The following is a 20,933-nucleotide window of genomic DNA, read 5'->3' as shown; positions in this document are numbered from 1 at the left end:
CACGACGGGGGCGGCGGGGGCGGCGAGCGCGACGGCGGGGCGGTCCGCGGCGGCGTGGGCGGCCGTCGGGGACGAGAACCCCGTGCACGTCACGGCGGAAAGGAGTGCGAGGACACCGAGGAGGCGTCGGGGCAGGGCCGGGCGGGGATGCGGGCGCGATGTCATGCGTGCGTCCCTCCCGTCTGCCCGTGTCGGTGGCCGGTGAGCCCGAGGATCGGGTCCGTCGTGCCGGTGATGCTCCTGCCGGTGATGCTCGTGCCGGTGATGCTCGTGCCGGTGGTGCTCGTGGCGATGGTGCTCGTGTCCGTCGTCGTGTCGGTCGAAGGCGTCCCGGCCGGGGCCGCCCCGAGGGTCCCGACCGTCGAACCGACGTGACCGCCCGCGCCGGTCGTCGCCACGGTCGTCGTGGTGATCGGGCCGGTCGTGCCGAGGACGTCGGCCGGGGCGGTGGTGTGCGTCGTGCTCGTCGCGCGGGTTCGGCCGGAGCGTGACGTGCCGTCGGGGCGTCCCCGGTGGCGGCCGCTGCGGCTGCGGGTGCCGGTGGCGTCCGCGACGAGACGACCGAGACGGCCCTGGCGGCGCAGCGCGTCGATCGTCGCCGACGGGGTCGTCCCCGTGGACGGAGACGTCGTCGGCTCCCCCTCCTCCTCATCGGCAGGCAGGTCGCCGGTCGAGAGGTGATGAAGGGTGGAGACGTGGGAGTCGGTGACGCCGAGGACGAGGAGGTCCTCCCCCACGCGGACGACCTGCACCGACGCGGCGCGCGAGAGCTGGCGACGGCCGAGGACCTCGAGGTCGACGGAGGCCCTCGTCGGAGCGGTGAACCCGCCGCGACGGGCGAGCGTCCGCAGACAGAGGACGAGCAGCCCGAGGACGAGCGCGAGGGAGATCGCCGCCCGCGCGAGGGAGAACGCGAGCGAGGAGTCGTTCACGCGCTCGCCCGACCCTCACCACCGGCCTGCGGGTCGATGACCTCGGAGATGCGGACGGCGAACTCCTCGTCGACGACGACGACCTCGCCGTGCGCGATGAGGGTGCCGTTGACGAGGACGTCGACGGGAGCGCCGGCGGCGCGGTCGAGTTCGACGACGGATCCGGGGGTGAGGCCGAGGATCTCGCTGACGGTGAGGCGGGTGCGGCCGAGTTCGACGCTGACGCCCATGAGGACCTCGCGGAGGAGGTCGATGCGGCGCGGGTCGACGTAGCCGCCGGGCGCGAACGGGGAGAGCGTCGGGGTGGGCATTCCGGGCAGGTTCATGTTGGCCTGCGCGCGGGCGGCTGCTGCTGCCGCGGCAGCGGCGGCCTGCTCGGGGTCCTGCGGCGGGGCGGCGTACCCGTAGGGCGGGTAGCCGGGGGGCGGGTAGGCGCCCGGCGCGAACCCGGCGTACGGGTCGTAACCGGGCATGCCGGGCATCCCCGGAGCGCCGGGCATGCCTGCGGGTGGGGCGCCGGTGGGCGCACCGGCGGGCGTCATGCCGGCGGAGTCGGGGGACGGGGTGAACTCGGGGATCCCCTCGCCGTCGTCACCTGCGGCGTCGTCGGCGGTCGAGCCCTCGGCGCCGTCCTCCGCCTCGGCGGCGGTGCCCTCTGCGTCCTCGTCGGCCGCGGTGTCCTCCGCCTCGGCGGCGGCGATAGCGGCGGCGAGCTCGGCGGCGGCGCCCTGGCCGGTCGCCTCCTTCGGCTGGGCGAGGAGCAGCGCGGCGAGGGTCTGCTCGGAGAACACACCGGCGACCGCGGCCTCGTCGGCGCTCTCGAGGACGTCGAACGGGTCGGTCATGTGTGCCTGCCCCGTCTTGAACTCCCCCACCTCGCCCTGGAGGGCGGTGAAGGACTCCTCGAGGGCGGCCGTCCACAGGGTGCGGGCCTCGGTGCGGTCGAACACCTCGCCGTTCTTGTGGTCGACGAGTCCGGTGATGATGAGGACGACGCTGCCGATCGTGTCGTTGCCCTGCACGACCGACTCGACGGCGAACGCACCGCCCGGCAACGACATCGTCGTCGCCTGGATGGCGTCCAACCCCTCGATCGTGAGGTCGTCCGCGTTCGAGAAGTGAGCAGGCAGCGCCTGGGCCGCGGCGACGAGCGCCGCGTCGAGCTCTGGCGTGGTGGGCATCAGTTGTCCTTCTTCACGAACGGGCGGGTCATGACGTGACGATCTGGCAGGCGAGACGCTTGCCGTAGCTGCCGGGGACGGCCGTCGCGATGGCGACGCCGTCGGCCTCGAGGGTCAGTGGCTGGTTGGTGGGGTGACGCAGCGGGAGCACGTCACCGACCTCGAGGTCGAGGATGTCGCGGGAGGGAAGCTCGATCGGGGCGAACCTCACGCGGACGTCGACAGGAACCTCGTTCATGCGGTCCTTGAGGTTCTCCGCGGCCTCCGCCTTCGCGCCGGTGAGTTCGATCTCGGGCTTGGCGTGGACGATCTCGAGGACGGGGGCGATGGTCTCGACGGGGAGGCACAGGGTCGAGATGGCGGCCTGGTCCCCGAGCCTGATCTCGAACCCGGCGACGAGCATCGGGTCCGACGGCGGCGCGAGCTGGAGGAACTGCGGGTCCGACTCGAGCGACTGGACCTCGCCCTTGACACCGCCGAGCGACTCGAACGCGTACCGCAGTTCGTACACCATCTGGCGGACGAGGTTGCGGATGAGGCCGGTCTCGATCTCCGAGAGGGCCCGGCTGGGCTGCTTCGTGTCGCCGGGCCCGCCGAGGAGACGGTCGATGACGCTCATGACGAGGTCCATCGGCAGTTGGAAGACGCCGTCGCCCTCGAGGGGCGCGAAGTTGAGGATGGCGAGCAGCGAGGGGTTGGGGACCTGCTGGATGTACTCCTCGTACGTCGTCTGCCGGATGTCGTCGAAGTCGGCGTGGGCGACGATGCGGAGGGTGTTGGAGAGGACCGTCGCCATCTGCCGCGCGAAGGTCTCGCAGGCCATCTGCAGTGCCCGCATCTGCTCGCGGCTGAACCGGCTCGGGCTCCGGAAGTCGTAGAGCTGCGGTTCGGCGTTCACAAGACCTCACATCGGCCGGAGGGCGGCTCTTCTGAGCGCCCGGGTGGGCGAGGACGCTACGGGCGGACGGGATCTGAGCGGGAGGTCGGGGCGTCACTGCATGACGAACTGGCGGTAGTACACGTCCATGACCTCGCCGTCGTACCGCTTCTTCACCTCTGCGGCGAGCTTCTTGCGGGCCTCCTCCTTCGTCTTGGCGTCGAGGAGGTCGTTGTACTTGTACGTCGAGAAGACGGAGATCGCGGCGTCCTGCGCCTTGGAGCCGTCGAAGGTGTCGGCGGCCTTCTCGCCGGCGGTCTCGGTGGCCTCCTTGGTGAGCTGGAGGGCGAGCTGGATCTTGAGGAACTTGCCGTCGGCGAGGTTGAGGGTCATCTCGTCCTTGAGCGGGACGACGACCCCGGTCTCGGGGGCGGCCCCGGCTTCCTTGTCGTCCTTGCCACCGAGCAGCATGAACGCGACGACGCCGAGTGCGGCGAGGACGACCGCGAGCGCGGCGGCCACGATGATGATGAGCTTTGTCTTGCTCTTGGGGGCTTCTTCGGTCGCTGCTTCACTCATGGTCGCGGTCTCCTCTGGAGAGGTCGGTGGAGGTCGAGGCCCTTGCGGGCGTGGGGTGGGTCAGGGGGCCGGCGGCGCGGGCGTCGCGATCGTGGGGGCGATGTCCGGCACCTTCGGGGCGAGCGAGGGTGCGACGGTCGGCCCGCCGGGCTTGCGGTCGGCGGCGGCGAGGCCGGATTCGGCGTCCTGTTGCGGGAGGAACGGAAGGACGACGACGGCGACGCGGCGGTTGCGCGCGCGGCCCACGTCGTTCGTGTTCGGTTCGAGGGGGCGCGTGTCGGCGAACCCGGCCGGGGAGATGCGGTTGCCGGGGATGCCGTCCTTGATGAGCCGTTCGGTCACCATGACGGCGCGGTCGGTGGAGAGCGCCCAGTTGGACCGGTAGGAGCCGCTGATCGGCACGTTGTCGGTGTGGCCCTCGACGCTGATGGAGTTCGGCAACGGCTTCAGGGTCGGGGCGATCGCGTCGAGCACCGTCGTGCCGGTCGACTTGAGGTCGGCGTGGCCGGTGTCGAACAGCACCTTGTCGGTGACGATGTTGACGACGAGTCCGCGGGCGTCGACCTCCATCTGGACCGCGTCGCCGAGGCCCTTCTTCTTGAGTTCGGTGGCGAGCTTGGCCTTGATCTGTTCGAGATTGGCCTTCTCGGCGGAGGCGGCCGCGGAGCGGGCCTTCTCCCGTTCGATGACGGCCTGCGCGAGCGCGGAGTCGCGGTCGACGGGTTTGGTGGCGGGCACGTCCTCCATCTGGGCGGGCTTCTGGTCCTTGAGCACGCCGTCGCCGCCCTCGAACATGCCGGTCTTACCGGTGACGGCGACGTTGCCGAACCCCTCGGCGGTGCCGCGGGCGAACTCCTCGAACTTCTTCTGGTCGACCTTGGAGATCGCGAACATGACGATGAAGAGCGCGAGGAGGAGGGTGAGGATGTCGGCGTAGCTGAGCACCCACCGTTCGTGGTTGGCGTGTTCCTCGTGTTCCTCGTGCTTGGGCTTGCGCGCCATCAGGCCGCCTTCGCTTCCTTGCCGTCGGCGGGCTGGCCGCCGTTCGGCAACGCCGAGCGGAGCTTCTGCTCGACCATGCGCGGGCTCGTGCCGGCCTGGACGGCGAGGACACCCTCGACGATCATCTCCATGTTCGCGACCTCGAGCTGACTGAGTCGCTTGAGCTTGCCGGCGATCGGGAGCCACGCGCCGTTGGCGATGAGCACGCCCCACATCGTCGCGACGAACGCGGAGGCGATCATGCCGCCGAGGGCGGCGACGTCGTCGAGGCTGCCGAGGGCGTGGATGAGGCCGAGGACGGCGCCGACGACACCGATGGTCGGGGCGTAGCCACCCATGGCCTCGAAGAAGCCGATGGCGACCTTGTCCCGGTCCTTCTTCGCCGCGATGCGGGCGTCGAGCAGCTCCCCGATCTCGTCGGCGTCGGTGCCGTCGACGGTCATCTGGATTCCCTCCTTGAGGAGGGGGTCGTCGATCTCCCTCGCCATGTCCTCGAGCGCGAGGAGGCCTTCGCGGCGGGCGCGGTCGGCCATCCGGACGATGACGTCGACGACGCCGGACCCGTCGGGCACCTTCGCGGTGAAGGCCTTCTTCGCCCCGGCGAGGGCGACCTTGTACTCGGTGAACATGAGGCTGCCGGCGGCGGCGCCGAAGGTTCCGACGAAGATGAGGACGAGCGCGCCCGGCTCGAGCAGGTGACCGAGTGACACGCCGTCGAGGAGCGCGGTGGCGACGACGGCACCGAAGGTGGTGCCGACGCCGATGAGGGTTCCCTTGTCCATGGTCACTTCTCCGGGTTCGAGACGCTGTGGAGCCGCGACCGGCGTGCCGGTTCGGGCGAGGGGGCCGACGTGGCCACGAGGACGGCGGCCCGGAACTGGCACACCTCGTCGACGATCTGCTGCACCGTCTCGGCCACGACGTACTTCGTCCCGCTGACGAGGGTGATCACCGTGTCCGGGGTGGCCTCGACGCGCTCGATGAGATCCGGGTTGAGCGCGAACGCGGTGCCGTTTCGTCGGGTGACGGTGATCATGGAGGTCCCATCCGTGGCGGGGTCGTGGTGAGCCGGCCGATCCGGGCCTGCCGACTCCTTATCGACGCCTCACCGGAATTCGTGAACCTCGCCCGGCGCCTGCGGCGCAGGTCACGGCGCCACGCGGAGTTCGGGCCCGCCGGGTCCGCCCGGCCCGATCACCGGTCGTACGCGTGGTGCGGGCTCGTCGACGCCGGGCGGATCTGCGGGAATCCCTTACTCGCCGAACGCTCCTGCAACCTCTCCGGGGAGACGACCCGATGTCCGGGGTGCCCGCCGCGGCCGACGACACGCCGCGCTCGCGGTTCCGGAGGGTCGTCCCCGCCCGTCGGATGAGTCCTTTTCGCAAGACGCCGTGCTCGCCCCGACCGGTCTCGCGGAGACAGCAGGATCGGAAGGGTGCCCCGCCCGGAACGGGGAAGCCCCCGGGAACGACGAAGGGCTGCGAGCGTCCCCGGCATCCCGCCTCTCCCCCTGGGGAGGTGGCGATGTCGGAGTCACTCGCAGCCCGATGATCAGCGCCTTCGCCCTCCCCACCTCGAGGTGAGGGGGCAGCGGACGGCGCGGGTGGCCGCACGCCTCGTCGTGTGACGGGGCGGAACGGTCACCTCGGAGGTCGGCCGGGTGCGGCGGTTCCTGAGGGATCCCTCATGCGCCGAGCTCGGCGGCGAGCGTCTCGGCGATCTGCGCACAGTTCGTCGCGGCGCCCTTGCGAAGGTTGTCGCCGCAGACGACGAAGTCGACGGCGTCGGGGAAGTCGGCCGTCTGCCGCAGCCTTCCGACGAATGTCGGGTCCGAGCCGGTGACGTCGACGGGCGTGGGCCAGTCGTCGTGCTCGACGTCGTCGAGGACGACGACGTCGGGCGCCTGAAGGAGCGCGGTGCGAGCCCCCTCGAGGGAGACGGGCCCCTCGAACCGGGCATGGACGGACATCGCGTGGGACGAGACGACCGGCACGCGCACGCAGGTGGCGGCGACATGGAGCGACGGGCGGTCGAGGATCTTGCGGAGCTCGTCGCGCAGACTCATCTCCGCGGTGCTCCACCCCTCCCCCGCGGCGCGCCCCGTCCACGGGACGACGTTGAGCGCGAGCGGGGCGGGGAACGGCGAGGACTCCGAGGGGAGGCGCGACTCGACGTGGCGACGCACGTCGCCGATGTGCCGACCCAGCTGCCGCTCCCCGGCGACGCTCTCGATCTCGTCGTGGAGACGGGCGATGCCCGCCTCGCCCGCACCCGAGGCCGCCTCCATCGTCGTGACGACGAGATCGGTGAGGCCCCACCCGCTGTGCAGCGCCCCGATCGCGTCGAGGAGCACGAGCGTCGCACCCGTCGGGCTGCTGACGATGCCGCGCGGCCGGTTGCCCACCTGCGCGGTGTTGTAGCCGTGGACGACGAGCGGGACGTCCGGCTCGGCCCGGAACGCGCGCGAGGTGTCGATGACGACGGCACCCGCCCGCACCGCGATCGGCGCATACTCGGCAGCGACCTCGGAGTGCACGAGGAACACCGCGACGTCGACACCGTCGAAGGCTGCGGCATCGAGCTCGCGCACGACGACGTCCTCGCCCCGCACCGACATCGTCCGGCCCGCCGAGCGGGCCGAGGCGAGGAGACGGATCTCCCCCCACACGTCCGCGCGTTGGCTCACCACCTCGAGCATGACGGCGCCGACGGCACCCGTGGCGCCGACGATCGCGAGGGTGGGGCGAGGCCGCTCACCCACGGCGTTCACCGCCCGGTGCCTCCGTACACGACCGCTTCGCCTTCGCTGGAGTCCAGCCCGAACGCGCTGTGCACCGCACGGACGGCGTCGTCGAGCTGGTCGCCGCGCGTGATGACCGAGATGCGGATCTCGGAGGTCGAGATCATCTCGATGTTGATGTTGGCGTCGGAGAGCGCCTTGAAGAACGTCGCACTCACGCCCGGGTTGGAGCGCATGCCGGCGCCGACGAGGGAGAGCTTGCCGATCTGGTCGTCGTAGCGGATCGACTCGAAGCCGACCTCCTCGCGGACCCGGTCGAGCGCCTTCGCAGCGACCTGACCATCGGTCTTCGGCAGCGTGAGGGAGATGTCGGTGCGGCCGCTCTCCACCGCCGACACGTTCTGCACGATCATGTCGAGGTTGACGCCGGACTCGGCGAGGACCCGGAAGATGTCGGCGGCCTTGCCGGGGCTGTCGTGCACGCCCACCACGGTGATCTTGGCCTCGCTGCGGTCGTGCGCGACGCCGGAGATGATCGGAGCCTCCACGTTCTCTTCTCCTTCGTTGGGGCGGTCGAGGATGAGGGTGCCGGGCCTGTTCGAGAACGACGAGCGCACGTGGATCGTGATGCCGAACCGGCGGGCGTACTCGACGCACCGCAGGTGGAGGATCTTCGCGCCGCAGGCCGCCATCTCGAGCATCTCCTCGGTGGAGATCTCCTCGAGGCGGCAGGCGGAGGGCACGATGCGCGGGTCGGCCGTGAACACACCGTCGACGTCGGTGTAGATCTCGCACACGTCCGCCTCGAGGGCGGAGGCGAGGGCGATGGCGGTCGTGTCGGAACCGCCGCGGCCGAGCGTCGTGATGTTCTTCGTGTCCTTCGACACGCCCTGGAAGCCCGCGACGATGGCGATGTGCCCCTCGTCGAGCGCGGCCCGGATGCGGCCGGGGGTGACCTCGATGATCTTGGCTCGGCCGTGCGCCTCGTCGGTGATGAGCCCGGCCTGCGAGCCGGTGAACGACTGCGCCGTGTGGCCGAGCGTCGTGATCGACATCGCGACGAGCGCCATCGAGATGCGCTCCCCCGCGGTGAGGAGCATGTCCATCTCCCGCAGGGGCGGGAGGGGGCTCACCTGCTGGGCGAGATCGATGAGTTCGTCGGTGGTGTCCCCCATGGCGGACACGACGACGCACACGTCGTTGCCGGCGCGGCGGGTCTCGACGATGCGGCGCGCGACCCGCTTGATGCTCTCGGCATCGGCGAGGGAGCTGCCGCCGTACTTCTGGACGACCAGAGTCACGAGCGTCTCCAGTGCTGGCGGGCGGAGGCCGACGCGAATCGACCCTGCTGACGCCGGAAGTCTACCGATCTCGCCCCTTGGGCCGAGGTCCGCCCGGATGGCGAGAACGGCGGTGGCGTGGCGTCGTCGGGGAGGACCCCGGTGCGGGCGACCGCGCCGGCCCGGCCGCTCACGGCTTCGATCAGCGGTGCAACGCGTCGAACTGGGCCTCGGCGACGGTGTCCTCGTCCGCGTCGAGACGGATGTGGCCGAGGATCGACTGCATGACCCGCAACGCGCTCGCCGCGCGGGCACCCCACGTCGCGAGGTAGCTGAACTGCCACCACCACAGCGCCTCCGTGAGCCGCCCGTCGGCGTGGTGCCGCAGCCCGTGGAGCAGCGCGGCGCACACGTCGGCGAGGTCGTCGGAGACGCGGGAGCTCGTGACCTCCCCGGTGGTGAGGGGGTCGATGACGTCGACGTACTCGTCGATGCCCTGAAAGAGGGCCGTGAGCTCGAGCCGGAGGGACTCGACGTCCTCGTCACTGCCGAGGTCGGTCTCGAACCGGTCCTGCGGCACGACGTCGTTGATGACGCCGAGACGCGTGCCGGTGACGAGGACCTGACTGAGCGCGAGGCTGAGGACGGGCACGGCCGAGTCGGGCACGGCCCCGCCGGCGACCTCGCGGACGACGGAGAGGAACGCGCGCGCCTCCGCGGCCGTCTGCTCGCCGAGGGCGAGGAGGTCGGCGTCGAGGCGCTCGATGTCGGAGGCGGGAGTGTCAGGCATGGAGGACTCTTCTTCCTTCGAACGCGCGGCCGAGGGTGATCTCGTCGGCGTACTCGAGGTCGCCCCCGACCGGCAGACCGGACGCGAGACGACTGACACGCACCCCCACGGTCTTGAGGATGCGTCCGAGATAGGTGGCCGTGGCCTCCCCCTCGAGGTTGGGGTCGGTGGCGATGATGACCTCGGTGACGTCGCCGTCGGCGAGGCGTGGGAGCAGTCCGGTGATGCGCAGGTCATCGGGGCCGACGCCCTCGATGGGGCTGATCGCCCCGCCGAGCACGTGGTAGCGGCCACGGAACTCGCGGGTGCGCTCGATCGCGACGACGTCCTTCGGCTCCTCGACGACGCAGATGGCCGTGGGGTCGCGCCGCGGGTCGGTGCAGATGCGGCACTGCGCGGATTCGGCGACGTTGCCGCACGTCTCGCAGAACCGCACCGTGGCCTTGACCTTCTCGAGCGCCAGCGCGAGTCGCGTCACGTCCTCCTCGTCGGCCGTGAGGATGTGGAACGCGATGCGCTGCGCGCTCTTGGGTCCGATCCCGGGGAGTCGCCCGAGTTCGTCGATGAGGTCCTGCACTGCGCCTTCGTACACGTCCCCCAGCGTACGTCGCCGCCCCGACAACCCTTTCTCTTGCGAGGGACCCGCTTGCGCGAGGATGCCACGGCGGGACACCCCTCGGGGCGCATCGAGCGGGGAGGTGGCGGGAGGCGGGTCTCGGCGAGCGTCGCCTCCGGCGTCCGCGGCAGACGTCAGGTCGTGGTGGGGCGCACGTTGTACTCGTCGACCCGTTCCTGCCCGGTGAGCGCGGCGATGGCGTCCATGACCTCGTCGGCGACGAACCGGCGGGCCTTCCCCTTGGGCATGCCCTCGATGCGGCCGGTGAAGTCGAGGAGGCGACCGAACGTCACCGACACCTTGGCGGGGCGGACGAACCGGGAGCCGGGGGGCTGGATGCGTTCGGTGCCGCGCACCCCGACGGGGACGACGGGTGCGCCGGACTCGAGGACGAGGTGCCCGATGCCGGTGTGCCCGCGGTAGAGCCGGAGGTCGCGGGAGCGGGTGCCCTCGGGGTAGATGCCGAACGCACCGCCGCGTTGCAGCACCTCGAGGGCGAGCTCGAGGGATCGCTGGGCGGCGCGGGTGTCGTCACGGTCGACGGGGATCGCCCCGGCGATGCCGTCGAAGAAGAACCGGTCGATCGTCCCCCGCACGCCCCGGCCGGTGAAGTACTCGGCCTTGGCGAGGTAGGAGATCTGCCGCGGGGAGGCGGCGGGGATGACGATGCTGTCGAAGAACGAGATGTGGTTGCTCGCGATGACGACCGGTCCGTCGGCGGGGATGTTCTCCACCCCCTGCACGTCGGGACGGAGCGCGGCGCGCAGGACGGGCGTGAAGACCATGCGGGCGAGTCGGTAGTACACGGCGCTCCCCTTCGACGACGAAGACGCCGCTCACTCTACGTCGCTCGTCCCGGTCGTCGGTCCGACTGCGAGGCGGTGGACGGCGTGACCGGCCGAGGCCGACGAGGTCGCCGCACCACCGAGCACAGCGCCCGCCCGGCCACGAGGGGGTGGACGGGCAGGCGCGAGGGGAGGGTCCGAGGGGAGACGACGGGCGGCCCGGGGGCCGGTTCCGTCAGCCCTCCTCCTCGGCGATGACGATCCCGCCGAGGACGGCGGCGATGACGGGCTGCCCGACGGCCGAGGCGTCGGCGATGTCCTCGTCGTCGACGCTGATGTCGTCGTCGACCCTTCGGGGGTCGGACGGTGCGGCGCCGGGGGCGTCGGCGCGATGGCCGTGGCGTCCCCGCGCCGCCCGGAGGGCCTCACGCGCCTGGGCGGCGCCGGGGTGGACGTGCCGGTGGTCGCCGTGTGCGTGCTCGTCGGACCCGTGATCGTCGGGCCGGTGCTCGTCGCGTCCGACCTCGGGGCGCCCGCCGGGGGCGGGACGGTCGGCGGGCTCGTCACCGGTTGCCTCGACCGCACCACCACCGGGGCGGACGGCCTCGTGTCCGGCACCGCCCCGGCCTCCGGCGAACGGGGGCCGACCGCCGACCTGGCCGCGCCCGACGCCGTGACCGGCCTCGTGGTGCGGCAGACCCTCCACGACGGGGTCGGGCGGGTAGGACTCCTCCGGCGGAGGCGCGTCGTCGTCGCCGGGCGGAGGACGGTCGTCGTCCCACGCCGGGGCGGCGGGACGACCGGGGCGCCCCCCTCGACCGGCTCGGTCGGGTCGGTCGGAGTCGTCGCCGTCGCCGTCGCCGCGTGGGCGGCGTCCCTGGTGGCGGTCGGTGGGGTGGCGGTCGGTGGCCCCGGAGGTGGCGCCGTGGTCGGGCCGAGGGGCGGCGTCCGCGACGCCGCCGCGGGGACGACCGCGTGCGGCCCGGTCGTCGGGGGCGGGGCGGACTCCCCCACCCGCGGGGCCCGGGGCGGCACCTCGGCCGCGGGCGAGGACGGAGGGCCCGTCGCTCGCGGGGATGCCCTCGACACGCGTGTCGATGCCGAGGGCCTCGCTGAGCGCCTGGCGCACGACCTCGGAGTGCGGGCCGTTGCGGAAGGTCGTCGCGAGGCCCGGCGTCGAGAGGCCGAGGAGGAGACGGCTGCCGTCGTAGTCGAGCACCTGCGCGTGTTCGGAGAGGAACGTCCACGTGACGCGGCGGATGCCGAAGATGCGCTGGAGCACGTCGGGCCAGTTGCGTCGGATCATGTCGGTGTCGACCGCGCCGCGAGGGCCGGCGGGGCGGCTCTCCTTGCTCTGGGCGGCGGCACCGGCCGTCGGCTGCCCGGGGCGAGCACGTCCGCCCTCGAGACGCCCGGAGTCGGCCCGTCCGGCGGGAGCGGGCTCGGAGGCCCGGCCGGGGGTGGCCCGATCGTCGGCGCCGTGGTCGGCCGGACGTCCGGCCGCGCCCGCCTCGCCGGGGGTGTGCCCGGCATCGGGCTCCGGCCGTTCCGGCCGTCGATCCGCCGGCGCGGCCCCGTGGTCGGTGCCGGGGGCGGTGTCGATCCGGTCGGGACCCGCCGGGTGGGCGGTCGGCGCCGTGCCCTCCCCGGCGCCGCGTCCGTCGGTGGGACCGCCCTCGGCGACACCGCGGGGCGTCTCGGGAGCGGTGGCCTGGGAGCGGCCCTCCTCATCGGGGCGCTCTGCGGGCGTCGCCGACGGGGCACCGCCCTGGGGGCGTCCACGTCCGCGCTGGTCACGCCATCCGGCGGGAGCACCGCTGCCGCGGCGGACCTCGTCCTCGGCCTCGCCGTGGCGGGCGGGACGGTCGGACGTGGCGTCGCCGCGGTCGGCCGGGGCGACGGGGCGGGCCCGGGCGGAGGCCTCGCCGGAGACGGTCTCGGCGACGGGCACCGCGGGGGGCGGGCCCTGCGGCGGGATCGGGGCGGCGATACCGCTGCCGACGTCGAGGCGGCGCTCGAGACGGTCGAGGCGGGCGGCGTAGCCGTGCTCCCCGGCCCCGGTGGGGAGGAGCAGTCGCGCGCAGAGGAGTTCGAGCTGGAGACGCGGCGAGGTGGCGCCGGTCATCTCGGTGAGTCCGGCGTTGACGACGTCGGCGGCATAGGAGAGCTGCCCCGGCCCGAACGCCCCGGCCTGCTGACGCATGCGGGTGATCTGATCCTGTGGCAGGCCGCGGAGCACGGCAGAGGTCTGGGGGTCGGCGTCGGTGGCCTGGCTCACGGCGGCGAGGACGATGAGGTCGCGGAACCGTTCGAGGAGGTCCTCGACGAAGCGGCGCGGGTCCTGACCCGTCTCGATGACGCGGTCGATCTGGCGGAACACTCCGGCCCCGTCGCCGGCGGCGATGGCGTCGACGGTGGCGTCGAGGAGCTCCCCCTCGGTGAACCCGAGGAGGGCCGCGGCGCCCCCGTAGGTGAGCCCGGCCTCCCCGGAACCGGCCATGAGCTGGTCGAGGACGGAGAGGGAGTCGCGGACCGATCCGCCGCCGGCGCGGACGACGAACGACAGCACCCCGGGCTCGACCGCGACACCCTCACGCGCGCAGAGCTCCTCGAGGTACTCCTGGAGCCGGGCCGGGGGCACGAGCCGGAACGGGTAGTGGTGCGTGCGGGAGCGGATCGTGCCGATGACCTTCTCGGGCTCCGTCGTGGCGAACACGAACTTCACGTGCTCCGGCGGCTCCTCGACGATCTTGAGCAGGGCGTTGAAGCCCTGCGGCGTGACCATGTGCGCCTCGTCGATGATGTACACCTTGAACCGCGACTGGGCCGGGCCGTAGGCGGCCTTCTCCCGCAGGTCACGGGCGTCGTCGACACCGCCGTGGGAGGCCGCGTCGATCTCGATGACGTCGACGCTGCCGGGCCCGCCGGTGGCGAGGGCGCGGCACGAGTCGCACTCCCCGCACGGGGTGGGCGTGGGGCCCTGCTCGCAGTTGAGGCAGCGGGCGAGGATGCGGGCCGACGTCGTCTTGCCGCACCCGCGCGGGCCGCTGAACAGGTAGGCATGACCGACGCGGCCGCTGCGCAGCGCCTGCATGAGCGGCTCGGTGACGTGCTCCTGCCCGATGACCTCGGAGAAGTCCTGCGGGCGGTAACGGCGGTACAGGGCGGTGGTCACGCACCGAAGGCTAGCGGCCCCCACCGACAACCGGCCCGGCCACGGGTGCCTCAGCCCTCGGTGGCGATCTGTTCCATCGCGGTCTGGGCCTCGTCGACGATCTCGCGCATGGCGATCTCGGCGGCGTGGGCGTCTCCGGTCGCGATGGCGGAGGCGACGGTGGCGTGGAGCTGCACGGCGACGGGTTCGGGGCGGGCGGGCATGAGCTGGTGGTGGGTGCGCCCGGCGAGGACCTCGCTGACGACGGGCGCGAGCGCGGCGAACATCTCGTTGCCCGAGGCGCGCAGCAGCGTCGTGTGGAACGTGACGTCATGGTCGAGGTAGGCGAGCAGGTCGGGGACGCGCGCGGTCATCGCCATGCCCGCCGCGGCGGAGGACAGCGCCTGCGCCTGGGCCTCGTCGGCGTTCGTCGCGGCGAGGCGGGCGGCGAGGGGCTCGATGCCGCGGCGGAGCTGGGAGATGGAGGAGAGCTGGTCGAGGCGGCCGGGACCGGAGAGGCGCCAGCGGATGACGCGAGGGTTGAACACGGTCCACTCGCTCGGCGGGAGGACGACGACCCCGACCCGACGGCGGCTGCGGACGAGGTTCATCGACTCGAGCACCCGTACGGCCTCACGGACGACGGTGCGTGACACGCCGAGGCGGCCGGAGAGGTTCTCGAGGAGGACGGGCTCCCCGGGTGGCAGTTCGCCGTCGACGACGGCCTGACCGATGGCGTCGAGAGCCTGTTCGTGGAGCGAGGGGGCCACTGCGACATCGCCGTTCATCGTGCCGTCCTGGCCCGTTCGTGCTCGCGTCATGGAACGAGCTTAGAGATGCGATGGGCCCTCTCCACACGATCGACGCGACAAGCGGGCCCTTTCGCCACCATGCCTCGAACACGTCATATCTGCGGGCGCCTAGTGGAGCCCGCCCCGACGGAGGGGTCACCCGCCCCCGGTGGCCCGGCGGCGGGCCGTCGCGTCTTCGGGGTCACCGTGTGCAACGAGGCACCTCACGCGAGCAGTGGCCAGTCGACGACCGAACGGCCCCTGGCCGTCGTGATGGGGTTCTACGGCAGCGGCGGGTCCGTCTGCGGTGAGGCCCGCGCGAAGGAACTCGGTGTCCCGATCGCCGACGCGGACGTGTTCCACCCCCCGGCGAACGTCGACGAGACGACCGAGCCGCTGCAGGACGACGAGGTCGGTCTCACCGTCGACTTCACGAAGTCGGTGGCCGACGTGGTCGATGAGATGCGGGGCCACCTCGTCCCGGGGCATGAAAGGACCCCCCGCGTACCTGGAAGAGCTCACCTACCCTTGCTGCATTCCTGCCCTGGGGGAGTTCGGTGAGGTACCACCACGCGGGGGGCCGGGGCCCACTGTAGTCGAGCACTCCCCCGGCGGGAAACGCGGACGTCGTGCACGGGCGCTCCCGGGCGGCGATCGGGGCGCTTCACGAGGGCCACCCCGTCACGTGAGGCGACGGGGGCCGACGTCGACTCGCCTCCCCCGCACCGTCTCCCGACATGCGCGACGGCCGACCCCGGTCGTGGGGTAGGGCCGTCGCGTCCGTGATGTCGGGCGGGGTCACCGCACGCGCGTGAGGGTGCCCTTGCCGTCGAGGGTGACGACGGCGGTCTTGGAGCCGACGCGGAACGTGTACGTCGTCGTCGAGCCCGAGACGGCCGGCTTCACGGAGACGGGGGTCGTGCCGGGGGCGGCGACGACGGCGGTGACCATCGCTGCCGCCTTCCCCTTCTGCGTGACGGTAGCGACGGGCGCGGCGTACTTGTGCTGGAGGTCGGTCCATTGCCAGCCCTGGATGGGTCGGGAGGAGCCGCGGACCTGCCCGAACGACGTCGTCCTCACGCCGGCGGCGGGGAGCTGGAGGAGCGTCGTCGTCACGCCGCGGTTCGTCGCCGTGGCACGCGTGCCGTGGGTGCGGAGGCTCGCCTCGCGGGGCAGGTGCCAGTACTGGGTGAACGTCGTCGGCGTGTACGAGGTGGCCTTGTCGACGGCGAGGACGACGTCGGGGTCGGAGAGGACGATGACGCTGCGGGTGCGGCTGGTCCTGAGGTAGGGCGTGTCGGCGAACTGGTAGAAGTCGGCCTTGTCGGCGACGCGGGAGCGGACGAGCTTCGTCGTCGCCCCGTTGCGCATGCCGGCCGGGACGAGCTGGTTGTGGGCCTCGGGGCCGATGTAGTGGAGGCGCCACGCGTCCTGGTTGTAGGAGCCGGTGCCGGTGTCGGCGAGGATCGAGCGGCCCTGGGTGTTCCAGGTGATCGCGGTGTGGTCGCTGTGGCCGTGGCCGACGCGGGTCGGGCCGAAGCGGAGGGCGTAGGCGGACTCCTGCGAGGGGGTGCGACCGGTCGTGCCCCAGCCGGAGCGTCCGAAGACGTAGCCGGCGGAGTACGTCTTCACGCGCTCGCGGGGTGCCTCGCCCCGTCTGCCGTCGCTCGCGATCCACTCCTGCTCGGGGGTGAGCGGGCCCTGGGGGCGTTCGATCTGGGTGTCGCCGAGCTGCCAGTAGGTGCCGTCGGGGCGGGTCGCGTGGGTGAGGAACGTCTGCAGGCCGGCGCGACGGGACTGGATGGTGCGGGCTGCGGGGGTCGTCACGTCGCAGGCGGTGAGGGCGTCGCCGACGTAGCCCCACAGGGCGTGGTTGTAGCGGGCGTAGCCGACGGACTGCTCGTTGTTCGCGCCCTGGGAGTCGATGACGCGGCCGATGTCGCGGCTGAGCCTGCCGACGGCGTAGTCGCGGAGGTCGCGGCGGCCGAGGGTGCATCCGACGCCCATGACGGCGAGGGTCTGGTCGGTGCCGACGTTGTGGTCGGGCCACGTGTGCTTCTTCAGCCAGTCGGCGTGCTGGAGGAGGGAGGCGTCGAGCCAGGCGGGGACGGGGCGTCCGAGCTGCTGGAGGCCGCTGCGGAGGCACATCATCACGTCGGCGCGGGTGTGGGTCGCGTTGCCGGCGCCGGGGCCGGTGGCCCACGGGTAGGGGTTGTCGCGGATCCAGTCGCGGGTGATCGTGAGGGCCCCGTCGATCGCCTTGGGGTCGCGCTGCTTCGTCATGCCGCGGGTCGACTTGTCGAGGTAGGCGCCCGTCCACTGGAGGCCGTTGAGGTGGGTCTTCCACGAGTCCTGCCGGAAGGGGTCGAGCTTCCAGTTGATGTCGTGGCGGCCGTTGCCGACCTTCGCGGCGCGGTAGCCGGGGCCCGTGAAGAGGTCCTTGTCGAGGGCGGAGACGGTGTTGCTGTAGTTCATCATTCCGTAGCCGCGGCACGGGTACGACGGCGTGGACGCGTCGGTGGGGGCGGCGTCGGCGGACGACGCGGCCATCAGGGGTGTGAGGCCGAGCATCGACGTCGCGATCGCGACCGAGACGGCACGTGTGACAGAACGCATGGGAGTCCCTTCCGTGGGCGGTGGAGCGCAGGAGTCGATCCGATCGACCTCCCCCCATCGGCCACTGCGGCATCGGCCTGACGACCCGTCGTTCTGCGGCGGGGATCGGCGGGGGTGCGCGACTCGTGGGCTTCCGGCGAGTGGGGCCGGGATCCTCAGCGGCGCAGCGGGAGACGTCACGCTCGACGCCGCCGCCGCGTCGTGGCCGCCGGTATCTCTGTGCGGCGATCTCCACCCCGCCGTCGGGCGGGAGACGTCGAACGGCCCCCGACCGGGCGGGTCGGGGGCCGTTCGAGGGCACGTCGTGCCGAGACGTCAGCGGATGAAGTCCATCAGGCTCGGCTGGATGATCTTCGCCGACGCCGACAGGGCCGCCTGGTAGGCCTGCGACTGCACTGCCATGTCCATCGCGACCTTGACGAAGTCGGTGTCCTCCACCTTGGAGAGACCGATCGTCGCGGCGTCCTCCTGCTTCGAGTTCAGCGCCTCGAGGCTGGCCAGGCGGGCCGACCGGACACCGACCGACGACTGAACGTTGCTGATGTTCGTGCGCAACGTGTCCAGGGCGTCGAGACCAGCCTTCATGCCTGCTCCGTCGCCGTTCTCGATGGCGGCGGCGAGCTTGTCGAGGTCGCCGGTGCCCTTGACGAGGGCGTTCCCGAACGCGTCCTTGCCGCTGACGCCGACGTTCATCTGTCCCGCGTCGCCCGGGGAGTCACTCACCTGGCGCAGAACGGGGAGGGTGTTGCCCTGGAACGTCCCGTCGGGCCCGAAGGCGTTGTCGAGCGGGGTGGTCCCACCGAACAACGGCTGGCCGGCGTACTGACTGTTGGCTTGCTGGAGAAGACCCTCGCGCATGCCACGGACCTGCTCGGCGATGGCCTTGCGCTCGTTCGGGCCGAGGGTGCCGTTCGCGGCCTGGATCACCGAGGTGCGGACCGACTGCACCATGTTGTTCGCCTGGCTCAGGGCGTCGTCGGAGGCCTGGAGTCGGGAGAGCCCGTCGGTGATGTTGAGACCGTGTTGGGCGATCTGGCTCTGCTCGCCGCGGAACCGCAGGGCCTGGACGGTGCCCACCGGGTCGTCGGACGGGCGGTTGAGGCGCTTCTGCGTGGTGGCCTGTTCGAGGGTGCCCTGGAGGCGGCTCTGAGCGGTGTTGAGACCCATCAGCTGGGTCCGGTTCATCGAGTTCTGAGTGATGCGAAGAGACATGTCGGCTACCTCCTATCAGCGCTTCATGTTGATGAGGGTGTCCAGCGTCTGGTCGATCGTCGCGATGAACTTCGCGGCGGCGGCGAACGAGTGCTGGTACTGGATCATGCTCGTCATCTCCTCGTTGAGGGAGACGCCGGAGACGTTGTCGCGGGCGTCCTCGGCCTGACGGACGACGTTCTCCTGGACCTTGACGTTGCGGTTGACCGACTGGGTCTGCACGCCGAGTTCGACGACCATCGACTTGTACGTGGCGTCGGCGCCGGCGGCGTCGCCCGTGTGCCGGGCCATCGCCATCGCGTTGTTGCCGTCGAGGCTCGCCGGTTGGGTCTTGCCGTCCTTGTCGGTCCAGGTGCCCTTGGGGTTGCCCTGGGAGACGGCGATGCTGTTCGCGACGGCGTCCTTGGCGACGCGGATGTTCCTCGCGGTGATCGTGCCGCCGGTCTCGGGGACGAGGAGATCGCCGCCCTTGTCCCCGTCGACGGTGTATCCGGCGGCCTGCTGGGTGTTCACCGTCTCCGCGAGCTCTTGGGCGACCTTGTCGAACCGCTGCATGTAGCCGGGGAGGATCTCGTTGAGGGAGGTGAGCTGCCCCTTGACCTGGCCGCTGATCGGGGAGACGTCGTCGCCGACGGCGGGCGGGTTCGTGTCGCTCGCGGCCGCCGACGCCCACGTGATCGATACGGGCTCGGGGGCGTTTCCGTCGGTGGGGTAGGTGCCGTTGTTGGGATCGCTGACCTGAAGCGACGCGGCCTGGGTGCCGTAGACCAGGGCCTTGCCGTTGACGACGACGTCGACGGCGTGGCTGTTGAAGTCGACGCCCTGGTCCATCTGGGCGGGCCGCACGGTGGCGCCGGTGAGGTCGGCGAGCTTGGAGATCATGAGGTCGCGCTGGTCGAGCAGTTCGTTGCTCGGCACGCGGGCGATGTCGTTGTTGCGAATCGCGACGTTGAGCTTGGCGATGTCCTCGGCCATCTTGTTGATGTCGGTGACGTTCGCCTGGAGCTCGGTCGTGGTGTCGTGCCACTGGGTGCTCGTGGCATTGCTCAGCCGGTTGAGCTGGGCCGCGGCCTCCTTCGTCCGCTCGAGCGCGGCCGCCCGAGGGGCCTCGTTGGCGACGCTGGGGCTGTTACCGGCGGCTCCCATGGCGTTCCACATGTCGGCGAGCTTCTGCTGCAGGCCGGTGGTGCTGGGCTCGCTGACGGTCCGTTCGACCGCCGCGAGGGTCTTCTGCTGCTCGGAGAGGTCACCGAGCGCAGCGTTGGAGTTGTTGGCGCGGGCGACGAGGAACGAGTCCGTCATCCGGGTGACGTCGGTGACGTGGACGCCTTCGCCGGTGCCGTCGTACCTCGACCAGAAGGCCGGGACGCCGGGGCCGCCGACGGCCTCGAGGTTGACCCGCTGGCGGGTGTAGCCCTCGGTCGCCGAGTTGGCGATGTTCTGGCCGGTGACGTTGAGGCCGCGTTGGGCGGCGTGGATCGCCGAGGAGCCGATGTGCAGGCCGCTGAACGCTGCAACCATGGTTTGTCTCTCATCCGTGAGTCGTGGGCATTGGGGATGCCCGGTGGGTCCGTCCCGATCGGGCCTGAACGGTCGTCTGCCTATCGGCCGCGACCGGTCACGACCTGAGGGCCGTGTCGTGCGCTCGACGGAGGGGAGGAGGATCAGACGGAGCTGTCGAGGTAGAGGGCGACGGCGCTGGCGGTGCCGCTCCGCCCGTGTCGGCGGTCGAGGTGGGCGAGGTCGTTCTCGGCCGACCGCATCGCGTACTGCACGAAGGTGCTGAGCAGTTCGATGCGGTTGATGAGGTGGGTGACGCGGTCTCCGAGCTCTGGGGGCAATGCGCCGAGATCTGTGGGGGGTTCCCAGGCGGGGACGACGCCGGCATCACCGAGGCGAACGGACTCCTCGTGGGCGTCGAGTTCATCCTCCATCCGGGTGAGGGCCTGCTCCCAGGCGGCGCGGCTCATGTCGTCACCGTTCGCCGTTGTGGCCCTGGTCGGCCACCTGGTGCCAGGCGTCGCTCAGAGGCTCGAGCACCTCGCGCACGTCGACGACGCGCTGGAGGTTCTTCTCCATGTTCGCGGCCAGGAGCATCTCGAGAGACCACTCGTAGATGCGCTTGAGGTTCTCCCCCTCCGCCCACACCGAGGTGTCGAGCGTGGAGTGGAACTCACGGACGATCTCCTGCGCGTGGGTGAGGGCGTTGTGGGTGCCCTGGATGTCCCGCGCGCCCAGACCCGCCTCCGCGTCGTGGAGGTCCTTGAGGAGCCGGTCGTAGAGCATCGTCACGAGCTTCGCGGGCGACGCGGTGGTCACGGCCTCACGGGCGTACCGGTTGCGGAGGTGGGTCTGAGCGGTCATGCGTGTGTCCTTCT

19 protein-coding genes and 1 other RNA gene are annotated in these 20,933 nt (G+C 71.7%); all 20 read right to left on the bottom strand.

The genetic code is table 11. The annotated features are described in order from the left end of the window. Nucleotides 1-161: 161 nt before the first annotated feature. The 20 genes from MOPEL_RS15840 to fliS all read right to left on the bottom strand — a co-directional run bounded on the left by MOPEL_RS15840 (nt 162) and on the right by fliS (nt 20,919). Nucleotides 162-932, bottom strand: coding sequence for a flagellar biosynthetic protein FliO (locus tag MOPEL_RS15840; protein WP_009482046.1), 771 nt, complete (start codon nt 930-932; stop codon nt 162-164). After that, complete coding sequence (gene fliN / locus MOPEL_RS15835; RefSeq protein WP_009482045.1) at nt 929-2,113, bottom strand: flagellar motor switch protein FliN; 1,185 nt, start codon at nt 2,111-2,113, stop codon at nt 929-931. The genes MOPEL_RS15840 and fliN overlap by 4 nt, the downstream gene beginning before the upstream one ends. Before the next feature lie 28 nt (nt 2,114-2,141). Beyond that, nucleotides 2,142-3,011, bottom strand: a complete 870-nt coding sequence (gene fliM / locus MOPEL_RS06365) for a flagellar motor switch protein FliM (protein ID WP_009482044.1) — start codon at nt 3,009-3,011, stop codon at nt 2,142-2,144. Nucleotides 3,012-3,104: 93 nt separating this feature from the next. Beyond that, on the bottom strand, nt 3,105-3,569 hold the full coding sequence (locus MOPEL_RS06360) for a flagellar basal body-associated FliL family protein (RefSeq protein ID WP_009482043.1): 465 nt from the start codon (nt 3,567-3,569) through the stop codon (nt 3,105-3,107). Between the two features lie 60 nt (nt 3,570-3,629). Beyond that, nucleotides 3,630-4,571, bottom strand: a complete 942-nt coding sequence (locus tag MOPEL_RS06355) for an OmpA/MotB family protein (RefSeq protein ID WP_009482042.1) — start codon at nt 4,569-4,571, stop codon at nt 3,630-3,632. Continuing rightward, nucleotides 4,571-5,353: a motility protein A gene (locus MOPEL_RS06350; protein WP_009482041.1), complete on the bottom strand. Its 783-nt coding sequence runs from the start codon at nt 5,351-5,353 to the stop codon at nt 4,571-4,573. Before MOPEL_RS06350 ends, MOPEL_RS06355 begins: the two co-directional genes overlap by 1 nt. Nucleotides 5,354-5,355: 2 nt before the next feature. Further along, nucleotides 5,356-5,607 (bottom strand): flagellar FlbD family protein, encoded by a 252-nt coding sequence (locus MOPEL_RS06345; RefSeq protein ID WP_009482040.1) that lies wholly within the window; start codon nt 5,605-5,607, stop codon nt 5,356-5,358. Nucleotides 5,608-6,255: 648 nt separating this feature from the next. Beyond that, nucleotides 6,256-7,332, bottom strand: a complete 1,077-nt coding sequence (locus MOPEL_RS06340) for an aspartate-semialdehyde dehydrogenase (RefSeq protein WP_040633220.1) — start codon at nt 7,330-7,332, stop codon at nt 6,256-6,258. A gap of 5 nt (nt 7,333-7,337) precedes the next feature. Beyond that, nucleotides 7,338-8,612: an aspartate kinase gene (locus MOPEL_RS06335; RefSeq protein ID WP_009482038.1), complete on the bottom strand. Its 1,275-nt coding sequence runs from the start codon at nt 8,610-8,612 to the stop codon at nt 7,338-7,340. A gap of 181 nt (nt 8,613-8,793) precedes the next feature. Continuing rightward, nucleotides 8,794-9,381: a DUF5063 domain-containing protein gene (locus tag MOPEL_RS06330; RefSeq protein ID WP_009482037.1), complete on the bottom strand. Its 588-nt coding sequence runs from the start codon at nt 9,379-9,381 to the stop codon at nt 8,794-8,796. Continuing rightward, on the bottom strand, nt 9,374-9,973 hold the full coding sequence (recR, locus tag MOPEL_RS06325; RefSeq protein ID WP_040633183.1) for a recombination mediator RecR: 600 nt from the start codon (nt 9,971-9,973) through the stop codon (nt 9,374-9,376). The genes MOPEL_RS06330 and recR overlap by 8 nt, the downstream gene beginning before the upstream one ends. Nucleotides 9,974-10,131: 158 nt before the next feature. Further along, nucleotides 10,132-10,803 carry a lysophospholipid acyltransferase family protein gene (locus MOPEL_RS06320; RefSeq protein ID WP_009482035.1) on the bottom strand — a complete coding sequence of 224 codons (672 nt, stop codon included), beginning with the start codon at nt 10,801-10,803 and terminating at the stop codon, nt 10,132-10,134. 214 nt (nt 10,804-11,017) lie between these two features. Next, a complete protein-coding gene (locus tag MOPEL_RS18105; RefSeq protein WP_009482034.1) occupies nt 11,018-13,957 on the bottom strand; it encodes a DNA polymerase III subunit gamma and tau in 2,940 nt (979 codons plus the stop codon). A 50-nt stretch (nt 13,958-14,007) separates the two neighbouring features. Continuing rightward, the gene (locus MOPEL_RS06310) at nt 14,008-14,757 is read right to left on the bottom strand and encodes a FadR/GntR family transcriptional regulator (RefSeq protein WP_245544728.1); all 750 of its coding nucleotides are present in this window, start codon (nt 14,755-14,757) and stop codon (nt 14,008-14,010) included. A gap of 458 nt (nt 14,758-15,215) precedes the next feature. Continuing rightward, nucleotides 15,216-15,312: signal recognition particle sRNA small type (ffs, locus tag MOPEL_RS16555), an RNA gene on the bottom strand. Nucleotides 15,313-15,525: 213 nt separating this feature from the next. Continuing rightward, a complete protein-coding gene (locus MOPEL_RS06300; protein WP_009482031.1) occupies nt 15,526-17,343 on the bottom strand; it encodes a heparinase II/III domain-containing protein in 1,818 nt (605 codons plus the stop codon). Nucleotides 17,344-17,658: 315 nt separating this feature from the next. Then, the gene (flgL, locus tag MOPEL_RS06295) at nt 17,659-18,555 is read right to left on the bottom strand and encodes a flagellar hook-associated protein FlgL (protein ID WP_009482030.1); all 897 of its coding nucleotides are present in this window, start codon (nt 18,553-18,555) and stop codon (nt 17,659-17,661) included. A 15-nt stretch (nt 18,556-18,570) separates the two neighbouring features. After that, complete coding sequence (gene flgK / locus MOPEL_RS06290; protein WP_009482029.1) at nt 18,571-20,076, bottom strand: flagellar hook-associated protein FlgK; 1,506 nt, start codon at nt 20,074-20,076, stop codon at nt 18,571-18,573. 143 nt (nt 20,077-20,219) lie between these two features. After that, on the bottom strand, nt 20,220-20,525 hold the full coding sequence (locus MOPEL_RS06285) for a hypothetical protein (protein ID WP_009482028.1): 306 nt from the start codon (nt 20,523-20,525) through the stop codon (nt 20,220-20,222). Between the two features lie 4 nt (nt 20,526-20,529). Continuing rightward, nucleotides 20,530-20,919, bottom strand: coding sequence for a flagellar export chaperone FliS (fliS, locus tag MOPEL_RS06280; protein WP_009482027.1), 390 nt, complete (start codon nt 20,917-20,919; stop codon nt 20,530-20,532). Nucleotides 20,920-20,933 lie beyond the last annotated feature (14 nt).

Source organism: Mobilicoccus pelagius NBRC 104925, assembly GCF_000247995.1.
Lineage (GTDB): Bacteria > Actinomycetota > Actinomycetes > Actinomycetales > Dermatophilaceae > Mobilicoccus > Mobilicoccus pelagius.
This window is presented reverse-complemented; position numbering and strand designations above follow the sequence as displayed.

Excerpts from the sequence above, each read along its gene's own strand:
- fliN (WP_009482045.1), bottom strand. The coding sequence starts at position 2,113 with ATGCCCACCACGCCAGAGCTCGACGCGGCGCTCGTCGCCGCGGCCCAG.
- MOPEL_RS06360 (WP_009482043.1), bottom strand. The coding sequence starts at position 3,569 with ATGAGTGAAGCAGCGACCGAAGAAGCCCCCAAGAGCAAGACAAAGCTC.
- MOPEL_RS06355 (WP_009482042.1), bottom strand. The coding sequence starts at position 4,571 with ATGGCGCGCAAGCCCAAGCACGAGGAACACGAGGAACACGCCAACCAC.
- MOPEL_RS06350 (WP_009482041.1), bottom strand. The coding sequence starts at position 5,353 with ATGGACAAGGGAACCCTCATCGGCGTCGGCACCACCTTCGGTGCCGTC.
- MOPEL_RS06345 (WP_009482040.1), bottom strand. The coding sequence starts at position 5,607 with ATGATCACCGTCACCCGACGAAACGGCACCGCGTTCGCGCTCAACCCG.
- MOPEL_RS06330 (WP_009482037.1), bottom strand. The coding sequence starts at position 9,381 with ATGCCTGACACTCCCGCCTCCGACATCGAGCGCCTCGACGCCGACCTC.
- MOPEL_RS06310 (WP_245544728.1), bottom strand. The coding sequence starts at position 14,757 with ATGACGCGAGCACGAACGGGCCAGGACGGCACGATGAACGGCGATGTC.
- MOPEL_RS06300 (WP_009482031.1), bottom strand. The coding sequence starts at position 17,343 with ATGCGTTCTGTCACACGTGCCGTCTCGGTCGCGATCGCGACGTCGATG.
- flgL (WP_009482030.1), bottom strand. The coding sequence starts at position 18,555 with ATGTCTCTTCGCATCACTCAGAACTCGATGAACCGGACCCAGCTGATG.
- flgK (WP_009482029.1), bottom strand. The coding sequence starts at position 20,076 with ATGGTTGCAGCGTTCAGCGGCCTGCACATCGGCTCCTCGGCGATCCAC.
- MOPEL_RS06285 (WP_009482028.1), bottom strand. The coding sequence starts at position 20,525 with ATGAGCCGCGCCGCCTGGGAGCAGGCCCTCACCCGGATGGAGGATGAA.
- fliS (WP_009482027.1), bottom strand. The coding sequence starts at position 20,919 with ATGACCGCTCAGACCCACCTCCGCAACCGGTACGCCCGTGAGGCCGTG.